This window comes from Azospirillum oryzae (assembly GCF_008364795.1).
Lineage (GTDB): Bacteria > Pseudomonadota > Alphaproteobacteria > Azospirillales > Azospirillaceae > Azospirillum > Azospirillum oryzae.
In genome coordinates, this window is the sequence record NZ_VTTM01000003.1 from 342,741 (window position 1) to 366,288 (window position 23,548).

At 63.8% G+C, this 23,548-nt stretch carries 23 protein-coding genes; 12 read left to right on the forward strand and 11 right to left on the reverse strand.

Annotation, left to right across the window (positions count from 1 at the left end):
* The first annotated feature begins 6 nt into the window (after positions 1-6).
* From FZ938_RS13035 to FZ938_RS13050, 4 genes are all read left to right on the forward strand, one after another.
* A complete protein-coding gene (locus FZ938_RS13035; protein ID WP_149198913.1) occupies positions 7-942 on the forward strand; it encodes a BrxR family helix-turn-helix transcriptional regulator in 936 nt (311 codons plus the stop codon).
* Positions 939-2,156: a hypothetical protein gene (locus tag FZ938_RS13040; protein WP_149198914.1), complete on the forward strand. Its 1,218-nt coding sequence runs from the start codon at positions 939-941 to the stop codon at positions 2,154-2,156. The genes FZ938_RS13035 and FZ938_RS13040 overlap by 4 nt, the downstream gene beginning before the upstream one ends.
* 406 nt (positions 2,157-2,562) lie before the next feature.
* Positions 2,563-3,363, forward strand: coding sequence for a DNA/RNA non-specific endonuclease (locus FZ938_RS13045; RefSeq protein ID WP_211101050.1), 801 nt, complete (start codon positions 2,563-2,565; stop codon positions 3,361-3,363).
* A complete protein-coding gene (locus tag FZ938_RS13050) occupies positions 3,360-3,608 on the forward strand; it encodes a hypothetical protein (RefSeq protein WP_149198916.1) in 249 nt (82 codons plus the stop codon). Before FZ938_RS13045 ends, FZ938_RS13050 begins: the two co-directional genes overlap by 4 nt.
* A 256-nt stretch (positions 3,609-3,864) precedes the next feature.
* Here the strand turns inward: FZ938_RS13050 and FZ938_RS13055 are convergent, their stop codons facing one another.
* Positions 3,865-4,506 carry a hypothetical protein gene (locus tag FZ938_RS13055; RefSeq protein ID WP_149198917.1) on the reverse strand — a complete coding sequence of 214 codons (642 nt, stop codon included), beginning with the start codon at positions 4,504-4,506 and terminating at the stop codon, positions 3,865-3,867.
* Positions 4,507-4,885: 379 nt separating this feature from the next.
* Here FZ938_RS13055 and FZ938_RS13065 point away from each other — a divergent pair, with 379 nt between their 5' ends.
* Both FZ938_RS13065 and FZ938_RS13070 read left to right on the forward strand, forming a co-directional pair.
* On the forward strand, positions 4,886-5,359 hold the full coding sequence (locus FZ938_RS13065) for a helix-turn-helix domain-containing protein (RefSeq protein WP_211101051.1): 474 nt from the start codon (positions 4,886-4,888) through the stop codon (positions 5,357-5,359).
* Between the two features lie 314 nt (positions 5,360-5,673).
* Complete coding sequence (locus tag FZ938_RS13070; RefSeq protein WP_149198920.1) at positions 5,674-6,147, forward strand: helix-turn-helix domain-containing protein; 474 nt, start codon at positions 5,674-5,676, stop codon at positions 6,145-6,147.
* Here FZ938_RS13070 and FZ938_RS13075 read toward each other — a convergent pair.
* The 6 genes from FZ938_RS13075 to FZ938_RS13100 form a co-directional block, all read right to left on the reverse strand.
* Positions 6,144-6,821, reverse strand: a complete 678-nt coding sequence (locus FZ938_RS13075) for a JAB domain-containing protein (RefSeq protein WP_174757075.1) — start codon at positions 6,819-6,821, stop codon at positions 6,144-6,146. The genes FZ938_RS13070 and FZ938_RS13075 overlap by 4 nt on opposite strands.
* A gap of 137 nt (positions 6,822-6,958) precedes the next feature.
* Positions 6,959-8,500, reverse strand: a complete 1,542-nt coding sequence (gene argH, locus FZ938_RS13080) for an argininosuccinate lyase (RefSeq protein ID WP_149198922.1) — start codon at positions 8,498-8,500, stop codon at positions 6,959-6,961.
* Between the two features lie 66 nt (positions 8,501-8,566).
* Positions 8,567-9,496 carry a DMT family transporter gene (locus tag FZ938_RS13085; RefSeq protein WP_149198923.1) on the reverse strand — a complete coding sequence of 310 codons (930 nt, stop codon included), beginning with the start codon at positions 9,494-9,496 and terminating at the stop codon, positions 8,567-8,569.
* A gap of 27 nt (positions 9,497-9,523) precedes the next feature.
* Positions 9,524-10,750: an ATP-grasp domain-containing protein gene (locus tag FZ938_RS13090; protein ID WP_149198924.1), complete on the reverse strand. Its 1,227-nt coding sequence runs from the start codon at positions 10,748-10,750 to the stop codon at positions 9,524-9,526.
* Positions 10,750-11,817: a cysteine synthase family protein gene (locus tag FZ938_RS13095; RefSeq protein ID WP_149198925.1), complete on the reverse strand. Its 1,068-nt coding sequence runs from the start codon at positions 11,815-11,817 to the stop codon at positions 10,750-10,752. The genes FZ938_RS13090 and FZ938_RS13095 overlap by 1 nt, the downstream gene beginning before the upstream one ends.
* A 7-nt stretch (positions 11,818-11,824) precedes the next feature.
* Entirely contained in the window at positions 11,825-12,757 is a 933-nt protein-coding gene (locus FZ938_RS13100) for a GHMP family kinase ATP-binding protein (protein WP_174757076.1), read from the reverse strand.
* 294 nt (positions 12,758-13,051) lie between these two features.
* On the opposite strand from FZ938_RS13100, the gene FZ938_RS13105 reads away from it, so the two are divergent.
* Positions 13,052-13,525, forward strand: coding sequence for an Lrp/AsnC family transcriptional regulator (locus tag FZ938_RS13105; RefSeq protein ID WP_246457279.1), 474 nt, complete (start codon positions 13,052-13,054; stop codon positions 13,523-13,525).
* A 13-nt stretch (positions 13,526-13,538) separates the two neighbouring features.
* On the opposite strand, the gene FZ938_RS13110 is transcribed toward FZ938_RS13105, so the two are convergent.
* Entirely contained in the window at positions 13,539-13,994 is a 456-nt protein-coding gene (locus tag FZ938_RS13110; RefSeq protein WP_174757078.1) for a thermonuclease family protein, read from the reverse strand.
* Positions 13,995-14,165: 171 nt separating this feature from the next.
* Here FZ938_RS13110 and FZ938_RS13115 point away from each other — a divergent pair, with 171 nt between their 5' ends.
* Positions 14,166-14,372: a hypothetical protein gene (locus FZ938_RS13115; RefSeq protein ID WP_211101052.1), complete on the forward strand. Its 207-nt coding sequence runs from the start codon at positions 14,166-14,168 to the stop codon at positions 14,370-14,372.
* 307 nt (positions 14,373-14,679) lie between these two features.
* On the opposite strand, the gene FZ938_RS13120 is transcribed toward FZ938_RS13115, so the two are convergent.
* Positions 14,680-15,549 carry an alpha/beta fold hydrolase gene (locus FZ938_RS13120; protein ID WP_149198930.1) on the reverse strand — a complete coding sequence of 290 codons (870 nt, stop codon included), beginning with the start codon at positions 15,547-15,549 and terminating at the stop codon, positions 14,680-14,682.
* A 478-nt stretch (positions 15,550-16,027) separates the two neighbouring features.
* Between FZ938_RS13120 and FZ938_RS13130 the strand changes: the two genes are divergently transcribed.
* A complete protein-coding gene (locus tag FZ938_RS13130; RefSeq protein WP_149198931.1) occupies positions 16,028-16,957 on the forward strand; it encodes an HNH endonuclease in 930 nt (309 codons plus the stop codon).
* A gap of 65 nt (positions 16,958-17,022) precedes the next feature.
* Here the strand turns inward: FZ938_RS13130 and FZ938_RS13135 are convergent, their stop codons facing one another.
* On the reverse strand, positions 17,023-17,619 hold the full coding sequence (locus FZ938_RS13135; protein WP_149198932.1) for a GNAT family N-acetyltransferase: 597 nt from the start codon (positions 17,617-17,619) through the stop codon (positions 17,023-17,025).
* Between the two features lie 64 nt (positions 17,620-17,683).
* Here FZ938_RS13135 and FZ938_RS13140 point away from each other — a divergent pair, with 64 nt between their 5' ends.
* Together FZ938_RS13140 and FZ938_RS13145 are read left to right on the forward strand one after the other, a co-directional pair.
* The gene (locus FZ938_RS13140; protein ID WP_149198933.1) at positions 17,684-19,492 is read left to right on the forward strand and encodes a class I SAM-dependent methyltransferase; all 1,809 of its coding nucleotides are present in this window, start codon (positions 17,684-17,686) and stop codon (positions 19,490-19,492) included.
* Positions 19,493-20,358: 866 nt separating this feature from the next.
* Positions 20,359-22,197, forward strand: a complete 1,839-nt coding sequence (locus tag FZ938_RS13145; RefSeq protein ID WP_246799017.1) for a hypothetical protein — start codon at positions 20,359-20,361, stop codon at positions 22,195-22,197.
* A 9-nt stretch (positions 22,198-22,206) separates the two neighbouring features.
* On the opposite strand, the gene FZ938_RS13150 is transcribed toward FZ938_RS13145, so the two are convergent.
* A complete protein-coding gene (locus FZ938_RS13150; RefSeq protein ID WP_149198934.1) occupies positions 22,207-22,425 on the reverse strand; it encodes an HNH endonuclease signature motif containing protein in 219 nt (72 codons plus the stop codon).
* A gap of 44 nt (positions 22,426-22,469) precedes the next feature.
* Between FZ938_RS13150 and FZ938_RS13155 the strand changes: the two genes are divergently transcribed.
* A complete protein-coding gene (locus tag FZ938_RS13155; RefSeq protein WP_149198935.1) occupies positions 22,470-22,748 on the forward strand; it encodes a hypothetical protein in 279 nt (92 codons plus the stop codon).
* Positions 22,749-23,548 lie beyond the last annotated feature (800 nt).

The window sequence follows — 23,548 nt, forward strand, 5'->3', positions numbered from 1 at the left end:
AGGACCATGTCAATCCATTCAGTAGACGATCTTAAAGGTGTGCGGAATGGGGCGGCCATCATACGTCGGTTGAGATGGATAGACGATAGGCTGTACTGGCATGGTTCGTTTCGCCGCAGCGACATGGTAGCGCGCTTCTCGCTCTCGCCGCAGCAAGCCTCCGCCGACATTTCGCAATACCAGCAGATCGTCCCCTCGAACGCGGTCCTCGACCCCTCGACGAAGGTCTACGTGCGGGCCGAGGGGTTCCAGCCGCTGTTCCTCAAGGACGCCTTCGTCTGGATGCGCCAGGGCCGCGAAACCGGCGACCTCTCGGTTCTGCCCTGCGAGTCGGTGCCTATCCCGGCCCGGCGGGCGGACGCGGAGATCATGATGGCGTTGATCGGGGGCTACGAGACCCGGACGGCCCTGTCGATCCGCTACCAGTCCCTGACCAGCGCCGAGCCGAGCCAGCGGGTGATCTGCCCGCACCACATCGTCGACCACGGGCCGCGGGTTCACGTGCGGGCCTGGGATGACCGGCGGCGGATCTTCACGGACTTCGTCGTGGGTCGTATCCTGTCGGCCGAGCCGGAGCCGTCATACCCCTGGGTGGACCAGATGGCGGACACGCTGTGGCACGAGACAGTGACCGTCCGGCTGGCGCCGCACCCGGGGCTGAGCGCCACCCAGCGCGCCGTGGTCGAGCGCGAGCACTGCATGCATGACGGCGAGGTCGCCGTCCCGGTCCGCAAGGCGATGGTGCTGTACGTCCTCGACGGGCTTGGCCTGCTGGATGCCGTGAGGGAAGGGGACGGCACCCCGGACGCGACCCGGGGCGTCCGGTGCCTCGACGCTGCCGCCCTGAAGCCGTTGCTACCGGCCTTGATCACGGAGCCGCAAGACTATTCCCCGCGGGCAGGAATCCATGTCGCAGGCGAGGAGAAAGGAGCGATGCCGTGAGCAAGGGGCAGGTCCGGTTCATGCAGCACATGGCCCGCAATAGCGCGCGGGTTTCGGTTTCCGGCCTTGGGGTAGACCGGGAGCGTGAGATCAAGCGCGTCGGCGGTCCTGGCAAGAAGCGAGGCTCCCGACAAGCCGCGAAAGCTCACACTCGAGGCCCTGCTGCCTATGGCATCCGGAAGCTCCACGTTCAGGCCCTTCAAGAACTTGACCGCTATCTCGCGACTGGGCACTTGGCTCACCCCACAACTATTACTTTCGCCGCCTTGAAGTTCTGCTCCGAATGGTTCGACAAGGTGTCCGGGGCGGACCGGATGCGTAGCCTCGTACCCGGATTGATCCACAAAGAGAGGACCGATTGCCAAAAGGCATTCAAGATATGGCTCATGAGTGCCGCTGAGCACTCGGCGAAACCGACACGTTCTTTGGGACTGCTGGCGCACGGGCGTATCAACGTCTCAGGCGTGACGGTGCCCGGCGCGACACCCGATCTGCTCTATCGCCTTGCAGTAGCCGCGTGGTGGATACGCGGTGCGATCATACGAGCGGCCGCCGAGACCAAAGGCGAAGGCTGGATGGCGATTCCGCCAAAACCTGCCAGTAAATCCGGTCTTGCTTCGGTGAATGCATCCACACTCGATGCCGTCATCGAGGCGGTGGAGGCCGGAGACGATGACGGCGCCGTTCATCATGTCCTTCAGTCCCCTGCGGACGTTCAGGAAGCGGTTGATGATCGCCTTCAAGCCAAGCCAAGCATCGCGGCCGTTGCCGGTGCTGGTACGGCCGAGCACCTCGTCAGGGTCGAGTACGCCCGATTGAAGACGGAGCGTGCGAACGCCGAACACGCCAGGGTGGCCGAGGCTCTCATTCAGTATCTGAAGGCCCACAGGTGGCGGGCTCAGGCGGAGGTGGACTGGATCGACGTGCTGGGCGCGCGAGGCAGCCTCATAGGTATCTTCGAGGTCAAGTCGCTGACCGACGACAACGAGACTGCCCAAGTCCGGGCAGGGGTGTCCCAACTGATGGAATACCGTTGGCGAAGCGGGCGCCCGTCGGCGTCGCTGTGGTTGGTCCTGTCCAAAAGGCCGATCCAAAACTGGATCGAGGACTACCTGAAGAGCATAGGGATCGGGCTGTTGTGGTTCGGACCGGACGGCGGGGCCGGTGGACCAGATCGGAGCGCCCTGGAAACCGCGGCGGCTGAGTCAGCATAATCATAGTTTGAGCGAAGGGTCTGCAATGCTCTCTCGCACAATGATGGCATCTGCCGTCACCTCAATGGCCTGGCTGTGGCAGGTCGGCCGTCGCGACGAATGCCCGGCGGATGGCCCGCTTCAGATCGCGGATGGACGGCCCGGCTGAGAACGCCTCTATGAGCTCAGCGACTACAGCGTTCCCGACCTCGGGCAGGTCTGACCTCGATGCCGAGTTCGCGCACGATGTCCGCGAGCAGCCTGCGCATCATGTCGTCAAAGCGCTGACATCGCGTGACATCCCACTTCAAAGCGTCATAGCCTCAGCGCGCCAAGGAGCGGAGAAGACATGTCTCGTGGACCACATGCCGTTGCCCGATGGGCGGTCGCCTGCGCGCTTCCGGCGCTCGTTCTGTTCGCCCTTCCGGTGACGGTCGATGCCGCGCCAACAGCATGTCCGGCCCATTATGCCGGGGCCGTGGCGCCGGACCTGATCAACCCCAAACTGGCAGCAAAGACGCGGGAACTCTGCTACTCGGCGTTCGCCGTTTTTCATTCCGGCGCGACACGCACCCCGCTCTATGCGGTCGAGCACCTGACCCGGGACAGCGTCGCGGCCGCCAAAGGCCTTGAGCGCCCGGAAGGCAGCGCCTTCCACGCCGAAACGGCCCTGCCGAGGGACGAGCGGGCGGAACTGGCCGACTACAAGCGCTCAGGATTCGACCGCGGACACATGGCGCCCAATGGCGACATGCCGACGGAAAAGGCCCAGCAGGAGAGCTTTACCCTGGCCAACATGATCCCCCAGGTCGGCGAGAGCAACCGTGGGATCTGGAGCGCTATTGAAGGGGCAACCCGGCATCTCGCCAACACCCGCGGCGAGGTCTACGTCGTGACCGGCCCCGTCTTCCAGGGCGCCAACCTCCAGCGCATCGGCGGCCGTGTTCTCGTACCGACGCACGTCTTCAAGGCCATCTACGATCCGCGCCGTCGTGAGGCTGCCGCCTATCTCGTGCCCAACGCGCCAGGGAACGATTACCAGCGCATCCCCATTGCACAGCTGGAGGAGGTAACTGGCATCTCGGTCTTTCCAGGCGTCCCGGCCGCAGCCAAGTCGACGGTGCTGGCTCTGCCGGAACCCCAGGCCGCGGGGCGGGGACGGAAGAAGGATGAGCCCGGTTTCTCTGAACGCGACGTCCTGAAGTTCCTGAAGGAGTTGATGCGATGATCAAGCCGTATGCCGACGACGCCGGAGCCATGAAGATCGGGGACATCGAGGTCGAGAACGGCACCGACCGGGTGGCGCTCTATGGGTCGATCGATCTCACGCGCGACAAGCAGGGACTGGAGCATGCCCGCAAGCTGCGTGACCTGCTGGCTGCCGTCGTGAGATCCCTGGAGAACGAGACTGACCTTCCCGATCAGATCCCTCCGCCGAAGCCGACGGATACGGTCGAGAACCCGTTTCAGTAATCGGTGAGCCGGAGGATGCAAAGCCTACCGGCATTTCCGTAGAGCCGTCAGCACGCGCTATGAGGCCATTCCTTTCCCACCTGTCTAACGTCAAATACCGCGCAGGTTTTTCCACACCATTTGGAGCGTCGGGGCCGTAGCGGCGGACGGCGAACGCTTGAAGTGCCCCTTCAAGCATTCGCCGGTAAATTATCCAGGTTACCTTCCTCCCGCACCGGCACCGGGTATGGCGCCTCGGTACCGGACCAGAAGGTGATTACCGTACAGCTGCGACCGCTTCCGTCTTTTGCAACTGATACACCGAGTACAATTCATCTATGAGCTTTTGATGGTGATCTTTGATCCCCGACAACAAAGCCGATTGAATGCGCTTCGCCCCTTCAGTCGAAGGGCGTCCCGAGAATTTTAGCGAAATCAACCAAGCCAGAAGCAGGAGGCCAATCCCAAAGAAAAATGTCAGGACGATACCAAAGAACCAATCGCCCCCGCTGACATATTTAGGCATCTTCACAGCATTTGCGACGCCTCCGAGATGCCAGCACTTATTGACTGAAGCATCGAAGACAGAGTAGGCGGTTTCAAATTTCTGCTGTGTATTTAGATCCCGCCCCGAGAGGAAAATGCAGTAAAGGCGATGCCCTTCGCAAAGTGGAATGTCCTGATTGAACCTGAAATGATGTTCTTGACCGTTGTCGGCACGGAGCCAAAGGTCGCATACCACGTCGACCCTCGAATCAATGGTTGTTCCGCCCCCACCTGTTCCATCGACGACGATTGTCGCTCCACCACCCCAAACCCTGGTATCGCTCCGCTGGTCGGTGCTGAGGACAGTTCCGGACACAATACTGAACTCGAAGGTGTCGTTGTTGATGGAAAACGGATAATGACGCAAAGTCATTTTCGATTGCTCCTCGACATACCGTAAGCGGACTTTGAAGTCACTGAGCCCGCTGCTTACAATTGATTGATGATTTTCGCAGCTACTCAGGCAGTCCGGGCCGGAGGCGAGGCCTGAGATCGGATTCGCGGACATAGCCGCTCTTACCGTTATGGTCAGCGCGGACCCAGCCCTTCGGAAGACGGCAGGTCGGTGCGACCTCCAGCACAGCAACGGCTGCCATTCCAGCATTCAGCTTCGCGATGATGGGAGCATCGTCACGAGGTTCGGCGCGCAGCTTCCCGCCAGGGGCGCCGTCGTAGATGGAGGCTCCCTTGCCAATGGTGCACTCGAATGCCATGGCCGGTGAGGTCGCCAATGCTATCGCAGCGATGCACATGTGGAACGTCCGCATACCGACCTCTGCTTGAATTGTGTCCAGCGACACATAAACAAGAAATCCTATTTTGTCAGCAAGGATGTCTTTATAGACCGAACAGCGCACTGCGGGCACACCCGCCCTATGGAAGGATTCGGTGGAAGACTGCGGGCGCGTGCGCAGGCGCTGGGGCTAAGCGACGCCGAGGTTGCACGGCGGGCCGGGCTCAGTGAGCAGCGCTATGGCCATTACGTGCGGGATGTTCATGCGCCCGATCTCGACACCTTGGTCAGAATCGCGCGGGTGTTAGGGGCAACCACCGACAGCTTGCTGACCGGCGACACAGGTTCAGAAACCGACGCAGCCAGGGCGGCTCTTGAGGCGCGTCTCCTCTCCGCTTCGCGCTCCTTGGACCTCAGCGATCTAAAGGTTCTGATCGGACAGGCCGAGATATTTGCGCAGCTTCGCCGGAGTGACGATACTCGGGCACCGTGAGCCGGGGAATGGGATCCCGCAGGCGTCGGACAGAAGATACGTCATACCTCCTGGGCGTGAGACGAAATCGCGGTGCTGGAGGAAAGCGCTCAAAGTTGGTGATAGATGGCTGCATCCTGACTCCAACCCGTTCAGGTGAACGGCAGCGGGCACAGAGTTCACAGCCTTGCTGTCCCGCTGACCCTCGGCGCATGCCATCAAGCACTCCTTGCCTACCGTGCCCGACCCCGGTCTGGAAAAGTGCATTTGGATGCGCAGGAAGAAAGGTTGTATAAGATCGACATTCGCTCACGTAACCGGATCGGTTGGGTAGCATGGCGCGTCGAAGAAATGGAACCCAGGCTAAAGACGATATTGCAGAGGCCACAACGGTTGACCGATATGTTGGAAGTCGCATCCGGCTGCGCCGCACACTCCTGGGCATGACCCAGACGGCGCTGGGCCAAGCCGTCGGCCTGACGTTCCAGCAGATCCAGAAGTACGAAAAGGGAGCCAATCGGGTTTCAGCATCCCGCTTGTGGCAGTTCGGCGCGACGCTGGACGTGCCCGTTTCCTTCTTTTTCGACGGATTTGCCGACCACGGCGATCTACCGGACGTGGTCCTCGAACCCGACCTCTGCACACCGGGAGAGCCGGACCCGATGGCAAGGCGAGAGACGCTTGAGCTCGTCCGAGCCTATTACCGCATTGAGGACCGAGGCCTGCGCAGACGGCTGCTGGACCTGATCAGGGCGGTTGCCGCAGCGGACGTCCCGGCAGACGCCTTTCTGGCCGCAACCGATGCCTAACGGACGGCGGCTTCCGGCGACGCCGTTGCACCGTCCCGTTCCGCTGCAACAAGGCGGGCCAGCCGCTTCACGACAGGTTCGCCCAGCAGGGTGACGTAAGAGCGCCTGCCGATGAGGAGGTACTCGACCAATTCGACCCCGAGCAAGCTCCCGGCCTTCTGGATGTCCGCGCAGGAAACCCTGACGCTGGCCGGGTTCGGTGGTTCATCGCTGGGGCAGCTGTGGACGATCACCAAACCACTGGCGTCCATGGTCAGCGCACGGCTCATGATTTCCCGGACATACAAGGCGACGTCACCAACAGACCCGGTCCGGTGGAGTTCATCGGCAATCAGCTGGCGCTGGCGGTCGAGGAACAGCAGGCGCAGCGTCTGGACCGCCGAGCAGGCGGCACGAAGGCGAGCGTAGGTGACCAGATCCTCGTGAGAGGACAGGATCGGGCGTTGCTCAAGCACAGGCCTTGCCAAGCGTGCCGCTAGTTCGAGCACGGCCTGGAAGCGGAGGGCAGCATGATCGTCCCAGGGTATGCCGCCGGGCAGCTTCCCCGCTGACGCCGCGGCGATTGCCGTCTCCAATGAGCCATGCCCAGCCAGCAGGCGCAGGGCCAGGAGATCGCCATCGGCGTCCGGGGCGGCCATCGCGAGCAAAGAGGACAGCAAGGATTCGTCCGGCATCCCCTCCAGGCTGCCGCCGACCCTCGGGTCCCTCATCACCGGGAACGGCCGGGGACTTTCGGCGGCTGCCTGTCTCCCGGTCTTCGCCCGGGGCGAGGCCTTGGCCGTACTCGGCATGGTCGACCTCTCGTTCCCGCTTATGCTTGGCTGTAGCGGCCGCGGCTCGTCCGGTCGAGGACGGCGATGCCGAGGACGCCGTCGACCGCCGCACGCAGGGACCGGCGTGCTTGGCGCCAGCGCCGCCGCTGCTCCATCAGCGCACCTCGGCGGCTGCGGAGCGACGCCCGCACACGCTCGATCTCGCTGGCAGTGGATGCGCGTCCGGGACCGCCGCCATGCTCCTGGGCAGCGGCGATGTCAACCGGCCGCAACACCGGCGACCGGGTGCCGCGGAACCACTCGGGCCGGGCCTCGCGCGCGGCGGTCTCCAGATCGACCACTCCCTGGACTGTCATCGAGCGGATGATGTCCCCGACCTCATGGTGGGCGCGGCGGAACGGCATGCCATGCTCCCGGACCAGCCAGTCGGCCAGCGCGGTGGCGTTGGTCTGGCCGGACACCGCCCTGAGGCGCATGGCTCCCTGATTCGGCTCCGCCCCGGCTACGATCAGCCGGACCAGCGTCAGCGCATCCAGCATTCCCGAGGCCGCCGACCACACCGGCTTGACGCCCTCGGTGCCGACGGCGATGGAGTTGGAGAAGGGGGTGGCGTGCATCGCCATCGCTGCCGATGTCAGCGCTCCCATCGGCGCTGCCGCCAAGCCTTTGACGTGCTCCAACATGTAGACATTGCGCTTTTGCGGCATCATCGAACTGGTGCCGACCAGATCGTCGGCCACCGTCAGGAAGCCGAACTCGCCGGTGGTCCACAGCTGAAGGTCATGAGCAAGGCGGCTGAGCGTCACGCCGAGGATGCCCAGCGCCGCCAGCAGGCGCAGGACGGCATCGCGCGAGGCCACGGCGTCGATGGAGTGCGTCCAGGGTGCCGAGAAGCCGAGCAGGGCGGCCGTCCGCCGGGTGTCGATTGGAAGCCCGGTGCCACCCACCGCACCGGCGCCGAGCGGGCAGCGGTCGAGATCGGCCAGCACGGCCTGCAAGGACTCGGCGTCGCGGTCCAGCGCCGCGGCGACCCCAGCGTAGTAATGGGCCAGGGTCACCGGCTGGGCGGGCTGGTAGTGGGTGTAGATCGGGAATACGGCGTCGGTGCAGGCCGCAGCCCGGCGGAGGAGCGTGGTTTGGAGCCTGGACAGGCTGGTCAGCAGGTCAGAGACGACGTTGCGCAACCGCAGGCGCAGCACGGTGGCGCCCAAGTCGTTGCGCGAGCGCGCCGTCTGGAGGACGCCGCCTATCTCCTCGCCGAGGTCGGCTATGAGATAGGTCTCGTAGAGCAGGTACACGCCGCGCGGGGCCGAACGTCCGCGCAGGACGGCGAAGCCCGATCCTTCCATCTCGTCGATGCGCCGCAGCAGAGGGGAGACCTGCGCCACCGGCAGCAGGCCGGTCTCGGCCATCATCACCAGATGCGCCCGGTCGACCTGGGTGATCCAGGGCAGGTCACGGTCGATGGCGTCATCGGCGACGTCGCCGAACAGGATGGACTGGGCGGTCGGGTTGAGCGTCCCAGCCACCCGGCCGGTGTCGCCGAGGTGGGCCAGGATCTGGGCGTTGCTGATCACCATGAGGGTGGCTCCCGGAGAGAAGGAATTTCGGGTGTATGGCTGGTCGGAGCGAGGCTGGTCGCCGGGTCAGCGGCTGGAGGTCCGGCGGGCCAGCGTGATGCCGACCAGCGCCAGCGCGCCGCCGAGCCACTGGAGCGGCCCCAGGGCCTCGCCGAACAGCATCCAGGCCAGCGCTGCCGCCGCGACCGGTTGGATGAGCAGGCCGATGGAGGAGAAGGTTACGGGCAGGTGGGCCAGCGCATGGGTGATGAGGCCTTGGCCGATAACATGGCAGGCAACGCCCAGCGCCAGCACCACGGCCCAACCCCAAGCGGTTGCGGGCAGCAGCGGGCCGCCCTCAATCCAAGCGGCCACCGCCAGCACCAGGGCGGCGGCAGCACTCGATCCCGCCATGATGACGCTGGTCGAATGGCTGGCCCGCAGGCGTTTCACCGCCATCAGGTAGACGGCATAGAAGGCGGCGGTGCTGACTGCGATGGCGTCACCCTGCCATTGCCCCTCCGCAGCACTTCCCACCGACGCGAACAGCCCGTCGCCGATCAGCAGCGCCATGCCCGACAGCGAGACCGCCAGGGCGACGATCAGGCCGAGGCTGATCCGCTCGCCGAACAGCAGCCAGCCGAGCAGGGCGACGAAGACTGGGGCGCAGTTGTTGAACAGCGTCGCCTTGGCCACCGAGGTCATGGTGATGCTGAGATGCCAGAGCGCGAGGTCCCCCGCCAACATCAGCCCGGCCACCCCCATCAGCGCCATGTCGGTGACGGTGACGCGCGCGCTGGCAGACTGGGGCGCCTTCCGTTCGGCGAGCATGCCGAGCCAGAAGAAGGGCAGTGCGATGACCAGCCGGTAGAAGGCGGTGGCGATCGGTTCGAGTTCGCTGACCCGCACCAGGATGGGGGCGAGCGCAATGGCGAGCGCGCCCGCCAGCAGGGAGAGCAGCGCCGGGTTCGCCCCGGCGCGCGACGGTCCGGCGGCCGCAATGGAGGTTGAGGACATGGAAGGGGGCTCCTGCTGCTGTTCCGGTCAGGCGACGGTGGCAAGGGATCCGGTGCCGTCGGCCGCGACACGGAAGCGGATGGCGCAGCGCGCCAGTTCGGCGGCGGCCACGGCTGCCTCCAGGGTGGGGGCGCTGGTGAGCGCGTGGCCGAGGCGGTCCTGGAAATCGCCGCGGCGGGCTATCAGCAGCGGGTATGCACGGTAGAGCCGCAGGTCGCGCAGGAAGGGCGCACCCCGTGCCGCCTCCAGACCCTCGGTGGCGAACCACAGTCCGTCGTCGGGTGGCGTGAGGAAGCGGATCGCCGCGTGCTCCTGCCGGGTCGGCGTCACCTCCGGCGTCCGGCCGACGGCCAGTTCGACGGTCGCCCGGATGAGGTCGATGCCGGTGGCCTGACGGACGAGCTCGGGGATGAATCCCCCGGCCAGCCGCGGGTTGACCTCCATCAGGTGCGGGCCGTCCTCGCCAAGGCGAAGCTCGACATGCAGCGGCCCCCAGGTGAGGCCGAGCGCCCGCGTAGCGGCCAGCGCGAAGCCCGCGATCCGATCTGCCACTGTCGAGGCGAGAGGTGCCGGGAAATCGTGGCCCATCTCAACGAAGTGCGGCAGGGCGCCCAGGTGCTTGCGGGTCACGCCGATGACCGCGTCGTGGAAGATTTCCACCGAATACTCGTCGCCCCGGACGACCTCCTCGACCAGCAGCGCGCCACACGTCGGGTCGGCGAGCAACACTCTGGCGTGGGCCGCCACCTCGGCCATCGTGGCGCAGAGCCGGACGCCGACGCTGCCCGATCCGGCCACCGGCTTCAGGACAACGGGCAATCCGATGCCGATGGCGGCCTGGACGGCATCGGCGACGCCGCTGACCTCGGCATGGCGCACTTGGTCGATACCGGCTTCGTCCAGGCGGCGGCGCTGGGTCGCCTTGTTGCGGCAGGCGGCCACTGCGTCAGCATCCGGTCCCGGTAGGCCGAGGTCGGCGGCCAAGCGGGCGGCGGTGGCGATGAAATACTCCGAACTGGAGGTGATCCCGGCCACCCCCTCGCTGCGCGCCAGTTGCTGCACCAGCGAGCGCAGGACGGTCAGGTCCGCCGTGTTCGCCTCGATGCTGCGGATGGCGTCTTCGGCGACATAGGGATAGCGCCCGGGCTGGCGACCAATCAGCACCGGCTCGAAGCCGAGGGCACGGGCGGTTTGGGCGAATAGGCGGCCGGTGCCGGACGTGTTGCTCTCGATGAACAGCAGGAGGCGCGGCATCACGCGGCCTCCGCGAGGTCGTGCGCAACCGGGGTGCCTGCCGCCAGCACCTCGTCTAGCATCCGGCGGTCCCAGCGGAAGCTGCTCCAGCTGGGCCGGACGTCGCTGGGATGCGCCACCGGTTGCGGGGCTTCGGGCAGCACGCCGGTCCAGCCCGGCAGCGCGGCGAGCCAGTCGTCATTGTAGATGGTGGCGACGTAGCGATGGCCCTCGTCGGGGAACAGCGTCACCACCTTGCGGTCGGGATGGGTGCGCGCCCACCAATCGGCCACCAGGTATGCTGCTCCGCTGGTGCCGCCCTGGTAGAGCGCATGGTGCTGGTGCAGGCGGCGGGTGGCCAGGAACGCCTCGGCGGCGCCGACCCAATGGACCTCGTCGAACTGGCGGTGGTCGACGTTCGGCGGCACCAGGCTGTTGCCGAGGCCGCGCAGCAGCCGCTTGCCGTCGGGCTGGCCGAAGACGACGCTGTTGGGGGTGTCGACGCCGATGACGTGGAGATCGGGGTTGAGGTGGCGCAGGAAGCGGGCGATGCCCGACATCGAGCCGCCGGAGCCGACGGTGCCGACGAGGCAGTCGACATGACCGAGGCGTTCGGCAATCTGCTCGGCCACCTCGGCATAAGCCCGCGGGTTGTCGGCGTTGCCATACTGGGACGGGCAGAAGCTGCCCGGATTGGCCTCCAGCGCGGCGCGCAGCCGGTCGAGGCGGGCGGTCTGGAAGCCGCCGATCTCATAGGGCGTCTCGACGATCTCCAGCGTGACACCCAGTTCCAGCAGGCGCTTGTGCAGGTGCTCGTCGATGGCCGGGTCGCTGACCAGGATGAGGCGGTAGCCGCGCACCGCCGCCAGCATGGCGAGTGCCAGCCCGAAGGTCCCCGACGTCGTCTCGCAGATGGTGCCGCCGGGCTTCAGGCGGCCGTCAGCCGCCGCGCGGTCCAGCATGTGACGCGCCGGGAGCAGCTTCATCAGGAAGAAGGCGGCGCCATGCAGGTTGTCCGTCAGCCGCACCAAACGGGGGAGCTCATAGTCGGGAAAGCCTCGGGACTCGCGGGACAGGGGCTGGGACATCGTCATCTCAAGCGACATGGCGGACCTCGGCGGCATCGGTGCGGAAATGGAGAGCGGGGGGCAGGCCGATGTCGTCGAGCTTGGCGGCCGCCTCGGCGACCCGGCGGACCGTGGCCGGGTTGCGGGGGTCGAAGAGCAGGCCGACGACGGTGCCGCTGTGGGCGACCTGGATGCCGAGCGCCCCAGCGGAGGTCGCGATGGCGTTGATCTCCTCGAAGGCGGGCTTGGGCAGATGGCGCTGGGAGATGCGGGCGCTGGCCGTGGCGACTCGGCCGAGCAGCGCCGCGTCGCCGATGCGGATCGCCCGCCGCAGCATGCCGCGCAGCGGCCGGAAGGCCTGGATCTCCCACTCGTCGTAGTCGGCGGGAGGCTGCTTCACGGTATCCACAAGGGCGCCGGGAGCCGTGTTGACGCTGAGGACCTCCAGCGGCGGCAGGGCGGGGCCGAGATGCTCCAGCACGTTGCCCTCGCGCTGGGCGAAGAGTACGGCGAGGTCTCCATGCATGATGCTGTCGCTGGCCGTTTCCGCTCGAACGGCCAGCCGGGCGACCTCGTCGGCCCCGAGGGCCGCGCCATGGGCGTCGGCGACGGCGCGGATGGCGGCCACCACATCGGCGGTCGAGGACCCCATGCCGAGGCCGACGGGGATGGTGCTCTCCACCGTCAGGTGGCCACCCTGGTCATGCAGGCCCAGGCTGTCCAGCGTCAGCCGCGCGGCCTCGGCCGCCTTGAGCTTGTCGTCCGGGACGGTGACCAGATTTCCCGGTGCCGGGCGGAAGACGGCGGTGGATGAAACGATGTTGCACGGGAGCGTGACGAGACCGCGGTGCAGGCGGCCTGCATCGTCCGGGAAGATTCCCTGGAGGATCTCGCCGTGATGGCCGTTGACTTGGCCGAAACCGTGTTCCTTTTGCTGAGTTCCCCTGGTGCCAAGGCGCACGGAGGCAAACCGAGAGATCACATCTCCGGGCATTCGAAACCTCTTCGCTGAATGGGTCAGTTTCTATTGTTGGTGTTTAGGTGAGTGTCCCCGGCCTAACGGGGATAATTATCTACTATTGGGAAGATGTTTGCGCCGCGGCGCAGTTCATTGCGTCGTGATGAGCAGACTGTAGCGCCATCTGGGCGGTATGAAATTTCTAATTCTGCCACTCGATTTGCCACGATGGAAAAATTGACGCCGCATCGCGCGACACTCATAAGTGTGAAATCTCTTCACACGAGCAGTTGCCCCATGCCTGACATCGAACTTGACCAGATCGACCGGAAGATCATCAACCTGCTTCAGGGGAACAGCCAGATCACCAACCTGGAGCTCGCCGACGCGGTTGCGGTGTCGCCGCCGACCTGTCTGCGCCGGGTCCGCCGGTTGCGCGAGGCTGGGGTCATCGCCAAGGATGTCGCGATCGTCGATCCCAGCAAGCTCGGCAGCCACATCCAGCTGATTGTGACCGTCGAGCTCAAGGGCGACGACCGGGTATTGATGGATGCCTTCGAGAAGACCATCCACGCCCAGGACTGCGTGATGCAGTGCTATCTGGTCACTGGGTCAACCGACTATGTCCTGGTGGTCTGCGTCAGGAACATGAGCGAGTTCGAGAAATTCGCCCGGGCGACGCTCTATGCCAGTCCGTTGGTCAAGCGGTTCATCACTCTGACGGTGATCAGCCGGGTCAAGTACGAGACCAGGATCCCAATCGACGGCTGAACAGATGCTGGCCTCACCGATACTTCCACATCCCCACCCGTTCGGTCCGAGCGGCCTGTTCCTGGAGTTCGTAGAACCCCGCGCTCTCGGCCCGGTCGTCCGTCGCCCATCCCGAGGTGATCATCAGGTGGCCGAGGTCAGCGCCATCGACCGAGCATTGGGCGCTGACCGGCTTGTCCGGGCTGCCGTCCTTTACGATGCAGATGACATCAACGTTGCCGATGAGCGCCTGGAGTAGGCGGCGGGATACCCTGGCGCAGGGCTCCCCCTGGCCATTTCCATGGCACAGGGCATCGGCCTCTGGTGCCCGGACGCCCCAGAGATGGATGTCCCGTCCTTCCACTTCGATCCGGTCTCCGGCGATCACGGAGATCTCGGCCGCGAGGGTTGCGTGACCGGCCAAAGGCATCAGCATGGCGGCAAGAGCAATTAGGTGAAATCCGCGGAGCGCTGCGGATGGCAGGTTCATGCGCCTACTCATGAGGGAACGGCTGTAGCTTAATGCTACCGAACAGCCACGTCTTCGTCATGCAGGAATTTCCCCTTCCCGCCAAGCGCCCGCCGAAAGGTCGCTTGCTTGGCTGCCGGAGCCTGTTCATTGTCCAGGCGTGCATTTTCGTGGGGTCTGCTGGTGTTCGTCGTGAGCAAGGAGATGGCGGAAGCCGTGCAGCGTGTCTTCCATGAGCAGGGTGAATGGCCCGCCGTGGCGGAACTGCGCCGCCATGTCCACATCGCTGACAACGCCAGTGCCTTGCAGGCGGTCAGGGCCATCGCCTCTTGGCGCACCCTTCCCGCCGAGCCACCGGCGCGGCACCATGAGGCGAAGGACGGCCGGGCAGACACGTAAAGCAGCTATCGTGTCAAAGCCCCCTCGGCATGCAAAACGACGGGGGCTGGGTGATGGATTGTGTGAGTATCCCTGTATGCATTCGACCTAAATGCGCTCTTAAACGCAGATTTTCGCCGTTCTCGCTGGGAGTTTGCACCAAGGCCACCCGGTTCCGGCCGCTTCGTCACGTTCCATTGGACTTCAAGGCGCTTTATCCGACGCCAAACCTGTCTGAGTGCCTTGTTGGCGGTCTATGGAGGCGCAACTCATCAGCTGCTTGGGCCTGACAAGGTGGTGTGCGTCGTCCTCGGTCGAACCTGTCAACTCATGGTCCACTTTCCGTAGCCAGGAATACCAGGAGTTCCCGGGCAAGTTCCTCCGGCGCCTCCTCGGCCATATGGTGCCCGCAGTCCAGGCCGCGGCCACGCAGATCGGGCGCCCAAGGCCGCCAGACCGAGAGGACATCGCCATAGAGAGCTTCGAGGTCATCGCGCAGCGACCACAGGGCGAGGGTCGGGCAGGCAAGGGTCCGCCCCGCCTGCCGGTCCGCTTCGTCATGCTCGCGGTCGATGCCGAGGCCTGCGCGGTAGTCCCCCATCATGCCGTGGATCGTGTCCGGGTCGTGGATGGCCGCCCGGTAGTCGACATAGGCCTCGGCACCCATCATGTCAGACGAGCCGCCGTACCAAGCTTCCGGATCGGTCAGGATCGCCCGCTCCGGCTTGTTTGGCTGGCCGTAGAAGAACCAGTGCCACCAGGCCTGGGCGAAGCGGGCATCGCAACGTCCCAGTGCCTCGGCGATGGGCACGCCATCCAGCACCGCCAAATGCGTGATCGCCTGAGGATGGTCCATCGCCGTGCGGAAGGCTGTGTAGGAACCCCGGTCATGCCCGACGATGGCGAAGCGGTCGAAGCCGAGGCGGTGCATCAGCGCGACGCAGTCACGGGCCTTTGCACGCTTGGATGATCCTTCATGATCCGGCGTATCGGTGGGCTTCGACGACTGGCCGAAGGCACGAAGGTCGGGGCAGACGACGGTGTGATTCGCCGCAAGCAGAGGGGCGACGCGGTGCCATGTGGCATGGGTGCGGGGATGCCCGTGGAGAAGCAGCACCGGCGGGCCATTCCCGCCATAGCGCACACGTAAGGTAGCCTCCGGCAGATCCACCATCTCAAGACGGAAGCCTTCGAACATCGACGTCTCCGATGGCATACAGCGTGGTGGCGAAGGACGCCGTTTCCCAGAACAGGCACCAAGCTGGCCCGTTCCGGTTCGCCACCATGGCCGAGCTCGGCATCGCGGCATTGTCGCCGCGCATGGTACCATTCGGCGCCGTCGACGTAGGCCCGCGGCGGGGGCTTCCGGCCCTTCCGCGTCTGCCTGTGGGTTCTGCACACCAGGGTCGGAGACGGACAACCGCGCGCCGCGCTCGCGGCCTTATCGGCAGCGTTCAGGAGCGCGGTTCGAGGCTGATGGTTTCTTTACCCTGGGCAGATCCCATTAAGGAATCCAGGCCGGTATTCGGTCACGCGGTCAGCCATAAGCAGTGCCTCTCGCCAACTTGCCTTCAGTTCACATCTGGTGCGCGAGCCTTCACGAGAGAGTACAATCTGCCTGTACGGCGGCGATGAAACTGCTACCCTTCGACGTCTGAACTGAAGCCCATGGACCGATGAACGATCCCGACGCCTCTTTTCGGCTTGCTGCCTTCGAGCGCCTGAGGCTGTTGGTGCAGCTGCATGGTGGTTCGTTACCATGGAGCGTGGTCAACGAGGGCTTCGTCCACGAGGGTGCGCGAATTCATTTCGCTACCAAAGCCGAGGGCATCTTCAAACCGGCTCCGATGACGGGCGTGCTGAGCGTTACAACGGTGGTCCCGCGTGCCGGGCGGCGGGCTTGGTACCATGACCAGCTTGAATCCGAAGCCAAGTTGGCGATGGCGGCGGATGGGTTGTCCTATGCCTTCAACGGCACCGATCCCGATAGCAGGCAAAACAGGCTCCTTCGCGACGCCAGGGACAGGCAACTGCCGATCATCTACTTCTTCGGTGTCGCCCCAGCGATATACGAGCCGATCTTCCCGTCCTACGTCGTGGAGTGGGATCCGAAGGCCCTGTCGGTGAAGCTCGCCCCGAAGCCTCTCGCAGACACCGCCACCCTCTGGACGCCGCCAAATCCGGACGAGCGCCGGTATGCTCTGAGGCAGGTCAAGCAGCGGCTACACCAGTCGGCATTCCGGGAGCGCGTGGTAGCGGCCTATGGCGGTCGGTGTGCGCTGACCGGCTTGCCTGAGGTGCGCCTGGTGGATGCCGCCCACATCATTCCCGACGGCGACGTCGAGCGCGGGCAGCCGGACATCCGCAATGGCATCTGCATGAGCAAGCTGCATCACGCTGCCTACGATGCGGATTTGATCGGCATCGACCCCGACCACCGCATCCACATCTCCGAGCGCCTACTCGAACAGCACGACGGACCGATGCTGGAACTCGGCCTGAAGGCACTAAAGGGACAGGTGATCCGGCCTCCGAAGGAAAAATCCCTGATGCCCGATCCAGAGCGCCTTGCACTCCGGTTCGAGCGGTTCAAGATGGCCGCCTGAGTTTGCAGCCGATGACATTGGGCATGCTCAGCGACCGGAGCCGAAAACGTTATCCTTTTCCGACCTCAAGGCTGCGGTGTCTTTCCCGTTGCGCCCGGCCCGGACAGGCCACGCCATTTCGACCACTGCGCCTTGGTGAGCCGCCAGATCTCGTGCTCGTTGTAGGCGGGATCGACGAACTTCGCTGGGGCAACGCCGACCAGAGTGGCGCCCGTCCTTGCCTTGATGTCGTGGGACCGCCGATTGCCAACGGCGTTGGTGAACACGAGGTGGTCAAATCCCAGATCCTGAAATGCGAAATCGGTGACGCGGACAACGGCCTCAGTCATGTAACCGCGCCCCCAGAAAGACCGACCGAGCCAGAAGCCCCTGTTCTCCGGCCGTCCTGGCCGCCAGAGGTCGATGGCGCCTATGAGGCCGTCCACGTCCTTGAGATGCAGGCCCCATACCCAGCGATCCCGCCCCTGAACGGGAAGCACCTGATCGCGGATGAACGTCCTGACACCATCCTCGGGATATGGCCAAGGAATGACCGCGGAGAGATGGCGGACCACCTCGTAATCAATGAAGTTCCGCTCATAGGCTTTGACGTCCGCCTCAGTGACGCCGCGCAGCGTGAGCCTCTCGGTGAACAGCTGGGGTATGAGGGGCTGGTTATCCATCGGTCAGCATTTCCAGGAAGCAGCTGCGGCGTAACCGGCCAAGAGCAGCCGGAGGTTGGAATTGATGATCCCACGTACGCCCACTGACAAGGGTGGTTTCGAGCCCAACCCCGCAGGCACCGTAGCGACCTATGATCGCCGGGCCCGCGAGTTTGTCACCCAGTACGAGACCGTCGCCTTCGAGGAGCTCTACGCCGACGTCCTCGACCTGATGCCGTCCCAGCCTTCAGCCGTGCTGGATGTCGGGGCTGGGTCTGGCCGCGACGCGGCTTGGCTGGCAGGTCGTGGTCATTCCGTCGTCGCCGTCGAGCCCGCCGCGGGCATGCGTGAGGAGGCCGCCCGCAGGCACACGGCAACCGGGATCCAGTGGATGGATGATAGGTTGCCCGGCCTGGAGCGGGTCCACCGCACCGGTATGGTGTTCGATCTCATCCTTCTGGCCGCCGTATGGATGCACATTCACCCGGCCGACCGGCGGCGTGCCTTCCGGAAACTGGTGACGCTGCTGAAGCCGGGTGGCCGGATGATCGTCAGCTTGCGGCATGGGCCGAGCGATCCGGAACGCCCGATGCTCCCCGTAAGCCGCGCCGAGATCGAGCGCCTCGCCGCCGAGCACAGCGCCATGGTCAGCCGGGCCATCAGAACGCCGGACCATCTCGGCCGGTCGGACGTCAGCTGGGAGACCGTCGTTGTCCAGTTGGCGGATGACGGTACCGGCGCGTTGCCGCTGATCCGGCATATCGTCCTCAACGACGCGAAATCCAGCAGCTATAAGCTGGCCCTGTTGCGCGTCGTCGCGCGGGCGGCCGATGCCTCCCCTGGCCTTGCCATGGCCGACGGCGATGATGGTGTGGTTCTCCCGCTCGGGCTAATCGCTCTTTACTGGATCAGGATGTTCCTGCCGCTGGTCGCGGCTGATCTGCCGCAGACGCCGACCAGCCGGAACGGGGCTGGACTGGGCTTCGTCAAGGAGCCCTTCCGACGGCTCGCTGGCACTGCGCCGCCCGAACTGCGGGTCGGCGCAGAGTTACTGGGCGACGCTGGCCAAGCGCTGGCGGGGGCCATCCGGGATGCGGCGAGGACGATCGCCGAGATGCCTGCGCATTACATCACCTACCCCGGAAGCGACCGCCAAGTGTTCGGAGCCGTGACCCGGCGCGGCCCGCGTATCGGTGAACGGCTGGTGCTGGACGCGCCCTATCTGTGGTCAGTAGGCGATTTTCGGATTCCGTTGAACGTCTGGCACGCCCTGACCCGACTGAACACCTGGATCGAGCCCGCGCTCACCATGGAGTGGACTCGGCTGATGCAGCAGTATCTGGCCCGTCAAGGTCGCTCCGTCCCTGAAGGGCATATCGCCGAGGCCCTCGCTTGGCTCGATCCCCAGCGTGGCACCGCAGAGGTCCGGCGCCTCACCGCCGCCATGTTCGATGCCGGGCAGCCGGTCTATTGCGTGTGGACCGGCCGGAAGCTGCGTCAGGAGAGGTGGGACATTGACCATTGCCTGCCGTTCTCCGCATGGCCCAACGCCGATCTCTGGAACCTGATGCCTGCCGACGCGCGCGTGAACCGGCACCAGAAAGTCGACCGGCTCATCAGCGCGGAGCTTTTGGACCGGTCGGCGGACCAAATCTCGAGTTGGTGGGAGCGAGCCTATCTGCAACGCGAGGATCTCCTTGCGCGCCGGTTTGGTCGGGAGGCGGCGGCGTCATTGCCGGTCGAGACGGCGTTAAACGGGCATGTTGGCCCAGCCCAAGTCCTGGAAGCGCTCGCAGCGAAACGGTTGATGCTCAGAGCGACGCAGCAACTGCCGGAATGGAGCGGCCCCCAAGCTGGTCCCTTGTCTTCTTCTGATTGGGAATCAGCATTGTAGTAATCTAACCCTACTCCAGGCCTGTAGGGTCATTGGGTACTGCCTGAACGGGCCGTTCCGAGTCATTGTCTTGTGGAGAGCAGGACAACGCTGGTCATGCTCCACCGGTGGATCTCATCGCTTTCTGATTAGGAATAGAGGCGCTAACACGGTCGGATGTCGGGCCTGCACTCTACGATGTCATAGGAAAGTTTGTTGGCGGCACTCTGCTGCGAAGGCATCACGACATCCCCCATCAACGGCTCTTCCTGTTGAATGGCGACCGTGTGGTCAGCAACGCTTTTGAGTTCATATCTATGCCCAATCGGCCTAACGCTCGTTTTCCCCGCATCATCGCTCAGTTTTGTCGCCAGCGCGCTGCCGCTGCCTTCCCGCCCCGCGAAGTGGAAAGGCTCGAAGAATACCTCGTAGACTGCTTCAGGTCGGGAAAACGTCCGCCTATGGCTTCCACAGGATGGGCTTGGACCGAGATCGCTACCAGATGCGGGATCGAGCCAGAGCATCTGCGCGCAAAAAGGGACTGTGTGGCGCCGCTACTACTCGCGCTGAAACGCGAACTCGAACGGGCGCCGTACAGAGAGGCGCCTAAACCGATCTCCTCCTCTCAACCGACGACTGGTGCGGGGAGGCCAAGAAAGAATGTTACGGCGTCCGGGACGGGCAAAAGAACTGGTGAGAGGGCGGGTCGTGGTGAGGTCAGAGATTCTATAATTGATCCCAAAACAGAGCATAATCCAACTGAATCGACCAGCGGTATCTCTAATAAAGTGCTTAGAAAGCGTACAGGGCCTAAGCCGAAGCTGCGTGTGCATTCACCGCCTGCTCTTTGGGATGTGTGGGATGAGCCGGATGCCTTTCACGAGGCCTTGGACCTGCACATGCGTCGTCATGGTGAAGGAAGCTACGCTCTGTGGGCGTCCATCATCCAGCCGGGTGAATCCTTTCACCAGACCACCCTTTACGCTTGGCGTCGTGGGACGAAAGCCCCACGAAGCGCTGAAAGCCTTAATATGCTCACGCGAATTGAGGCGCGGTATCGGCTCCCATTAGGTTATTTCAAAGCCAAGCTACCGCATCCTTCGCGTTCTACCTCGGGTCTGTCGATGCCGGGCATCTCTACATCTGAGCGGCGCAGGCTCGCCTGGCACCTTCCGGACGACTTCGACGACCGTCCTGAAACCGAGCAAGAAGAAATCCTGCAATGGGTGCGCGAAAAGATCATCTCGGGTTCTACGGAGTACCGGCGCTTCCAAGCCGCTGCCGTCAAAAACCGATACGGGGTGCGCTTCTCATGTGGTTCATCTGCGCATCGCCGGTGGGAGACTGCGCACGCGGTGGACCTTGATGAAGACGATCCCCACGCTGGTCTTGATCCCGACCTCACGGGTGGTGGCGTCAATGCCCCACCAGCGCTCGATGAGGAGATGGCCCGCCTGATACAGTTCAAGACCTCGACGCTGACGACCATCGGCTACCAACGCAACGGCGTCTGGGGAGAAGAGACGGCAGCCCAGAAGGTCGAACACCTGGGCTTGCTATTCGGGGCGCTGGCCGCAAAGCCAACTGGCCCCGTTCAGGGCTTTGGTATGCGGCTGACCGACATGTCCTTCGCGCACTTGGTCTTCCCCGCTGTGTGGGACTGGTACATCCAGTGGCGGGAGCGCCGACGTGGCTTCTATACCAACTGGGAAATCGACATGCTTCAGGTAGCTGCCGCGCTCACCCGTGAAAAGACCGGGTGGTTGCGTCAGACGCCTGAATTGGCCAATAGGCTGAAGCCGATCAAGGGGTTGGTGTCGTTCCAGGAAATCGATCGCGCCCGGGCAGACTGGGGTGAGGCCTGTACCCAGTTGCATCAGCACGCGCACATTCGGTCGAAGGAACTCGATCGGGTCGCTCGGGTCCATCGCGACCCCTTCGAGCCAATCCTGCCGGTACTGGAGGCCGATAGTCCACTCGCCGAATACAGGAAAATCGTCGATGAAATCATCCGGCTTATGCCTGATGAAAAGCGCTATCCGATCTCCGCCGCCGAATCTGTCCGGTCGATCTTAATGCTTCGGCTCGGCCTCCACACCGGTCTGCGCCAGAAGAACCTACGGCAGCTGCTGGTTTGCCCACGCGGCCAAGTTCATTTGACCGAGCGCCAACTGGCCGATCGAAAATGCGGCGAACTCCGTTGGAATGACCGCGATGGCGCGTGGGAGCTTTTTATCCCTGCTTCTGCATTCAAGAACGCGACGTCCTCCTTCTTCGGGAAGAACCCTTTCCGGCTTCCGCTTCCCGACCTCAGCGGGCTCTATGGCTTTATCGACGCCTACCTGGGGCGGCATCGAGGCAGGTTGCTCCGCAACGCACGCGATCCGGGAACGTTTTTCGTGAAAACCGTCAAGGCAACGTCGGCCGATCCCAGTTACAATCAGACGACCTTTTATGAGGCATGGCGCCTCACGATCCAGCGCTTTGGGATCTACAATCCCTACACCGGCCGCGGGGCGATCAAAGGCCTGCTCCCCCATGGTCCGCACAACGTTCGCGATGTGCTCGCCACGCACGTATTGAAGCAGACTGGATCTTACGAGCAGGCCAGCTACGCAATCCAGGACACGCCGGATGTGGTGGCAAAGCACTACGGGCGCTTCCTGCCGACGGACAAGGCCTCGCTCGCAGCACAGGTGCTGAACAAGGTGTGGCAGGCAGCGTGACGACGACGGTCAGGCGACGAGTTCGTGATGGGTCACTGCGAATTGCTCAATGAAGCTGCCCACGAGGAACTCTCCGTTCGCGAAATCGAACGGCGCATCTACACCGTGAACAGTTCGGTGATGGTTCGGGCAGAGCAACACCATGTTGGACAGCGCATCCTCACCGCCGCGACCGAGCCAGCGGACACGGTGCGCCCCGCAGATCTCCGCGCCAAGCCGTAGGAACATCGCGATCCATCACCATGTGCTTCCTATGGAAACGGAGACGTCACATGAGATTTTTGCTGTCGGCGCAGTTCATCGGGCAGTCGCGCGTGGCCGACGAGTTCGTCGCGCCCGCGGCAGCGCTGGACAACCGCCTGTTGGATGCCAAGAGCCTGGGCGGCCTGCCGCCGTGCAGCGTCAGCTATTTCATTGAGGTTCATCAGCCGGGCGCTACGATCGGTCTGCATGGCAATGGCACAGCCAACATCCGGATAAACCTGGATTGTCGAACTGGCGCAGTGGAGCGCCAGGTTCGATCAGAAAGTAACCTTCGGCATACTACATGAATATACCCATTCTGCTTTCGAGTTTCTGGTAGCTTGGAAAGCCATCCCCGGCACAATGCGCCAACATACCGAGGCAGGACACGCCGATTTCCTGCGCCGTTCATTATGTGTCGCGAGATTATTCATTTTGAGTAGGTAGGTTCTGGGCTCCCAACGGGTGTAGGATTATTCTCAGAGAATTTGTTCACCAGATGGTTATATTGGTTAGGTGGATCGGTAGGTCCTCAGGGGTATCTGCAAAACGATGACGGGGTGGGATTTTCGTGCTCGGCGGAGCGGATTGCCATCCGCCTCACGCTGATGGCCGTGAGGATGTCCTTGTGCCACAACGGGGTCCGAAGACAGCGCCATCTGCTCCTCAAACCTACCGCTCTGCCGACGCTACCGTCATCAACTGCGAACCGCGCATCTTGCGACGACATTTCTCACCAATGAGTGGGCTGTGTTCCGAGCGCAGAGAATGGAAGCAAGCGCGCATAGGCAACAACCGAGCGCTAGAACCCCCGCCTGAGCCCAGCTTATGATGGAAAAAGCGCCAAAAAGGGGAGCGCCCACCGCGAGTAAGAAGAGTACAATAGATGTGTCGCGCCAAGCAATGTACCGCAGGTTTTCATGAGCAACCTGAGGCTCCTTGCTAACCGAGGAATATTGCCTGTACCAGATTGCGTTCTGACTTCCGGGATCCATATTTTCAGAACGGCGGATCCTATCAATATAACTTGCAGGAATTCGAGTGTCCCCATCACACACTTCAGTGTATGCGCGGTGCCCGGGCAGGCGATCTTTCACCCTCCAAAAAA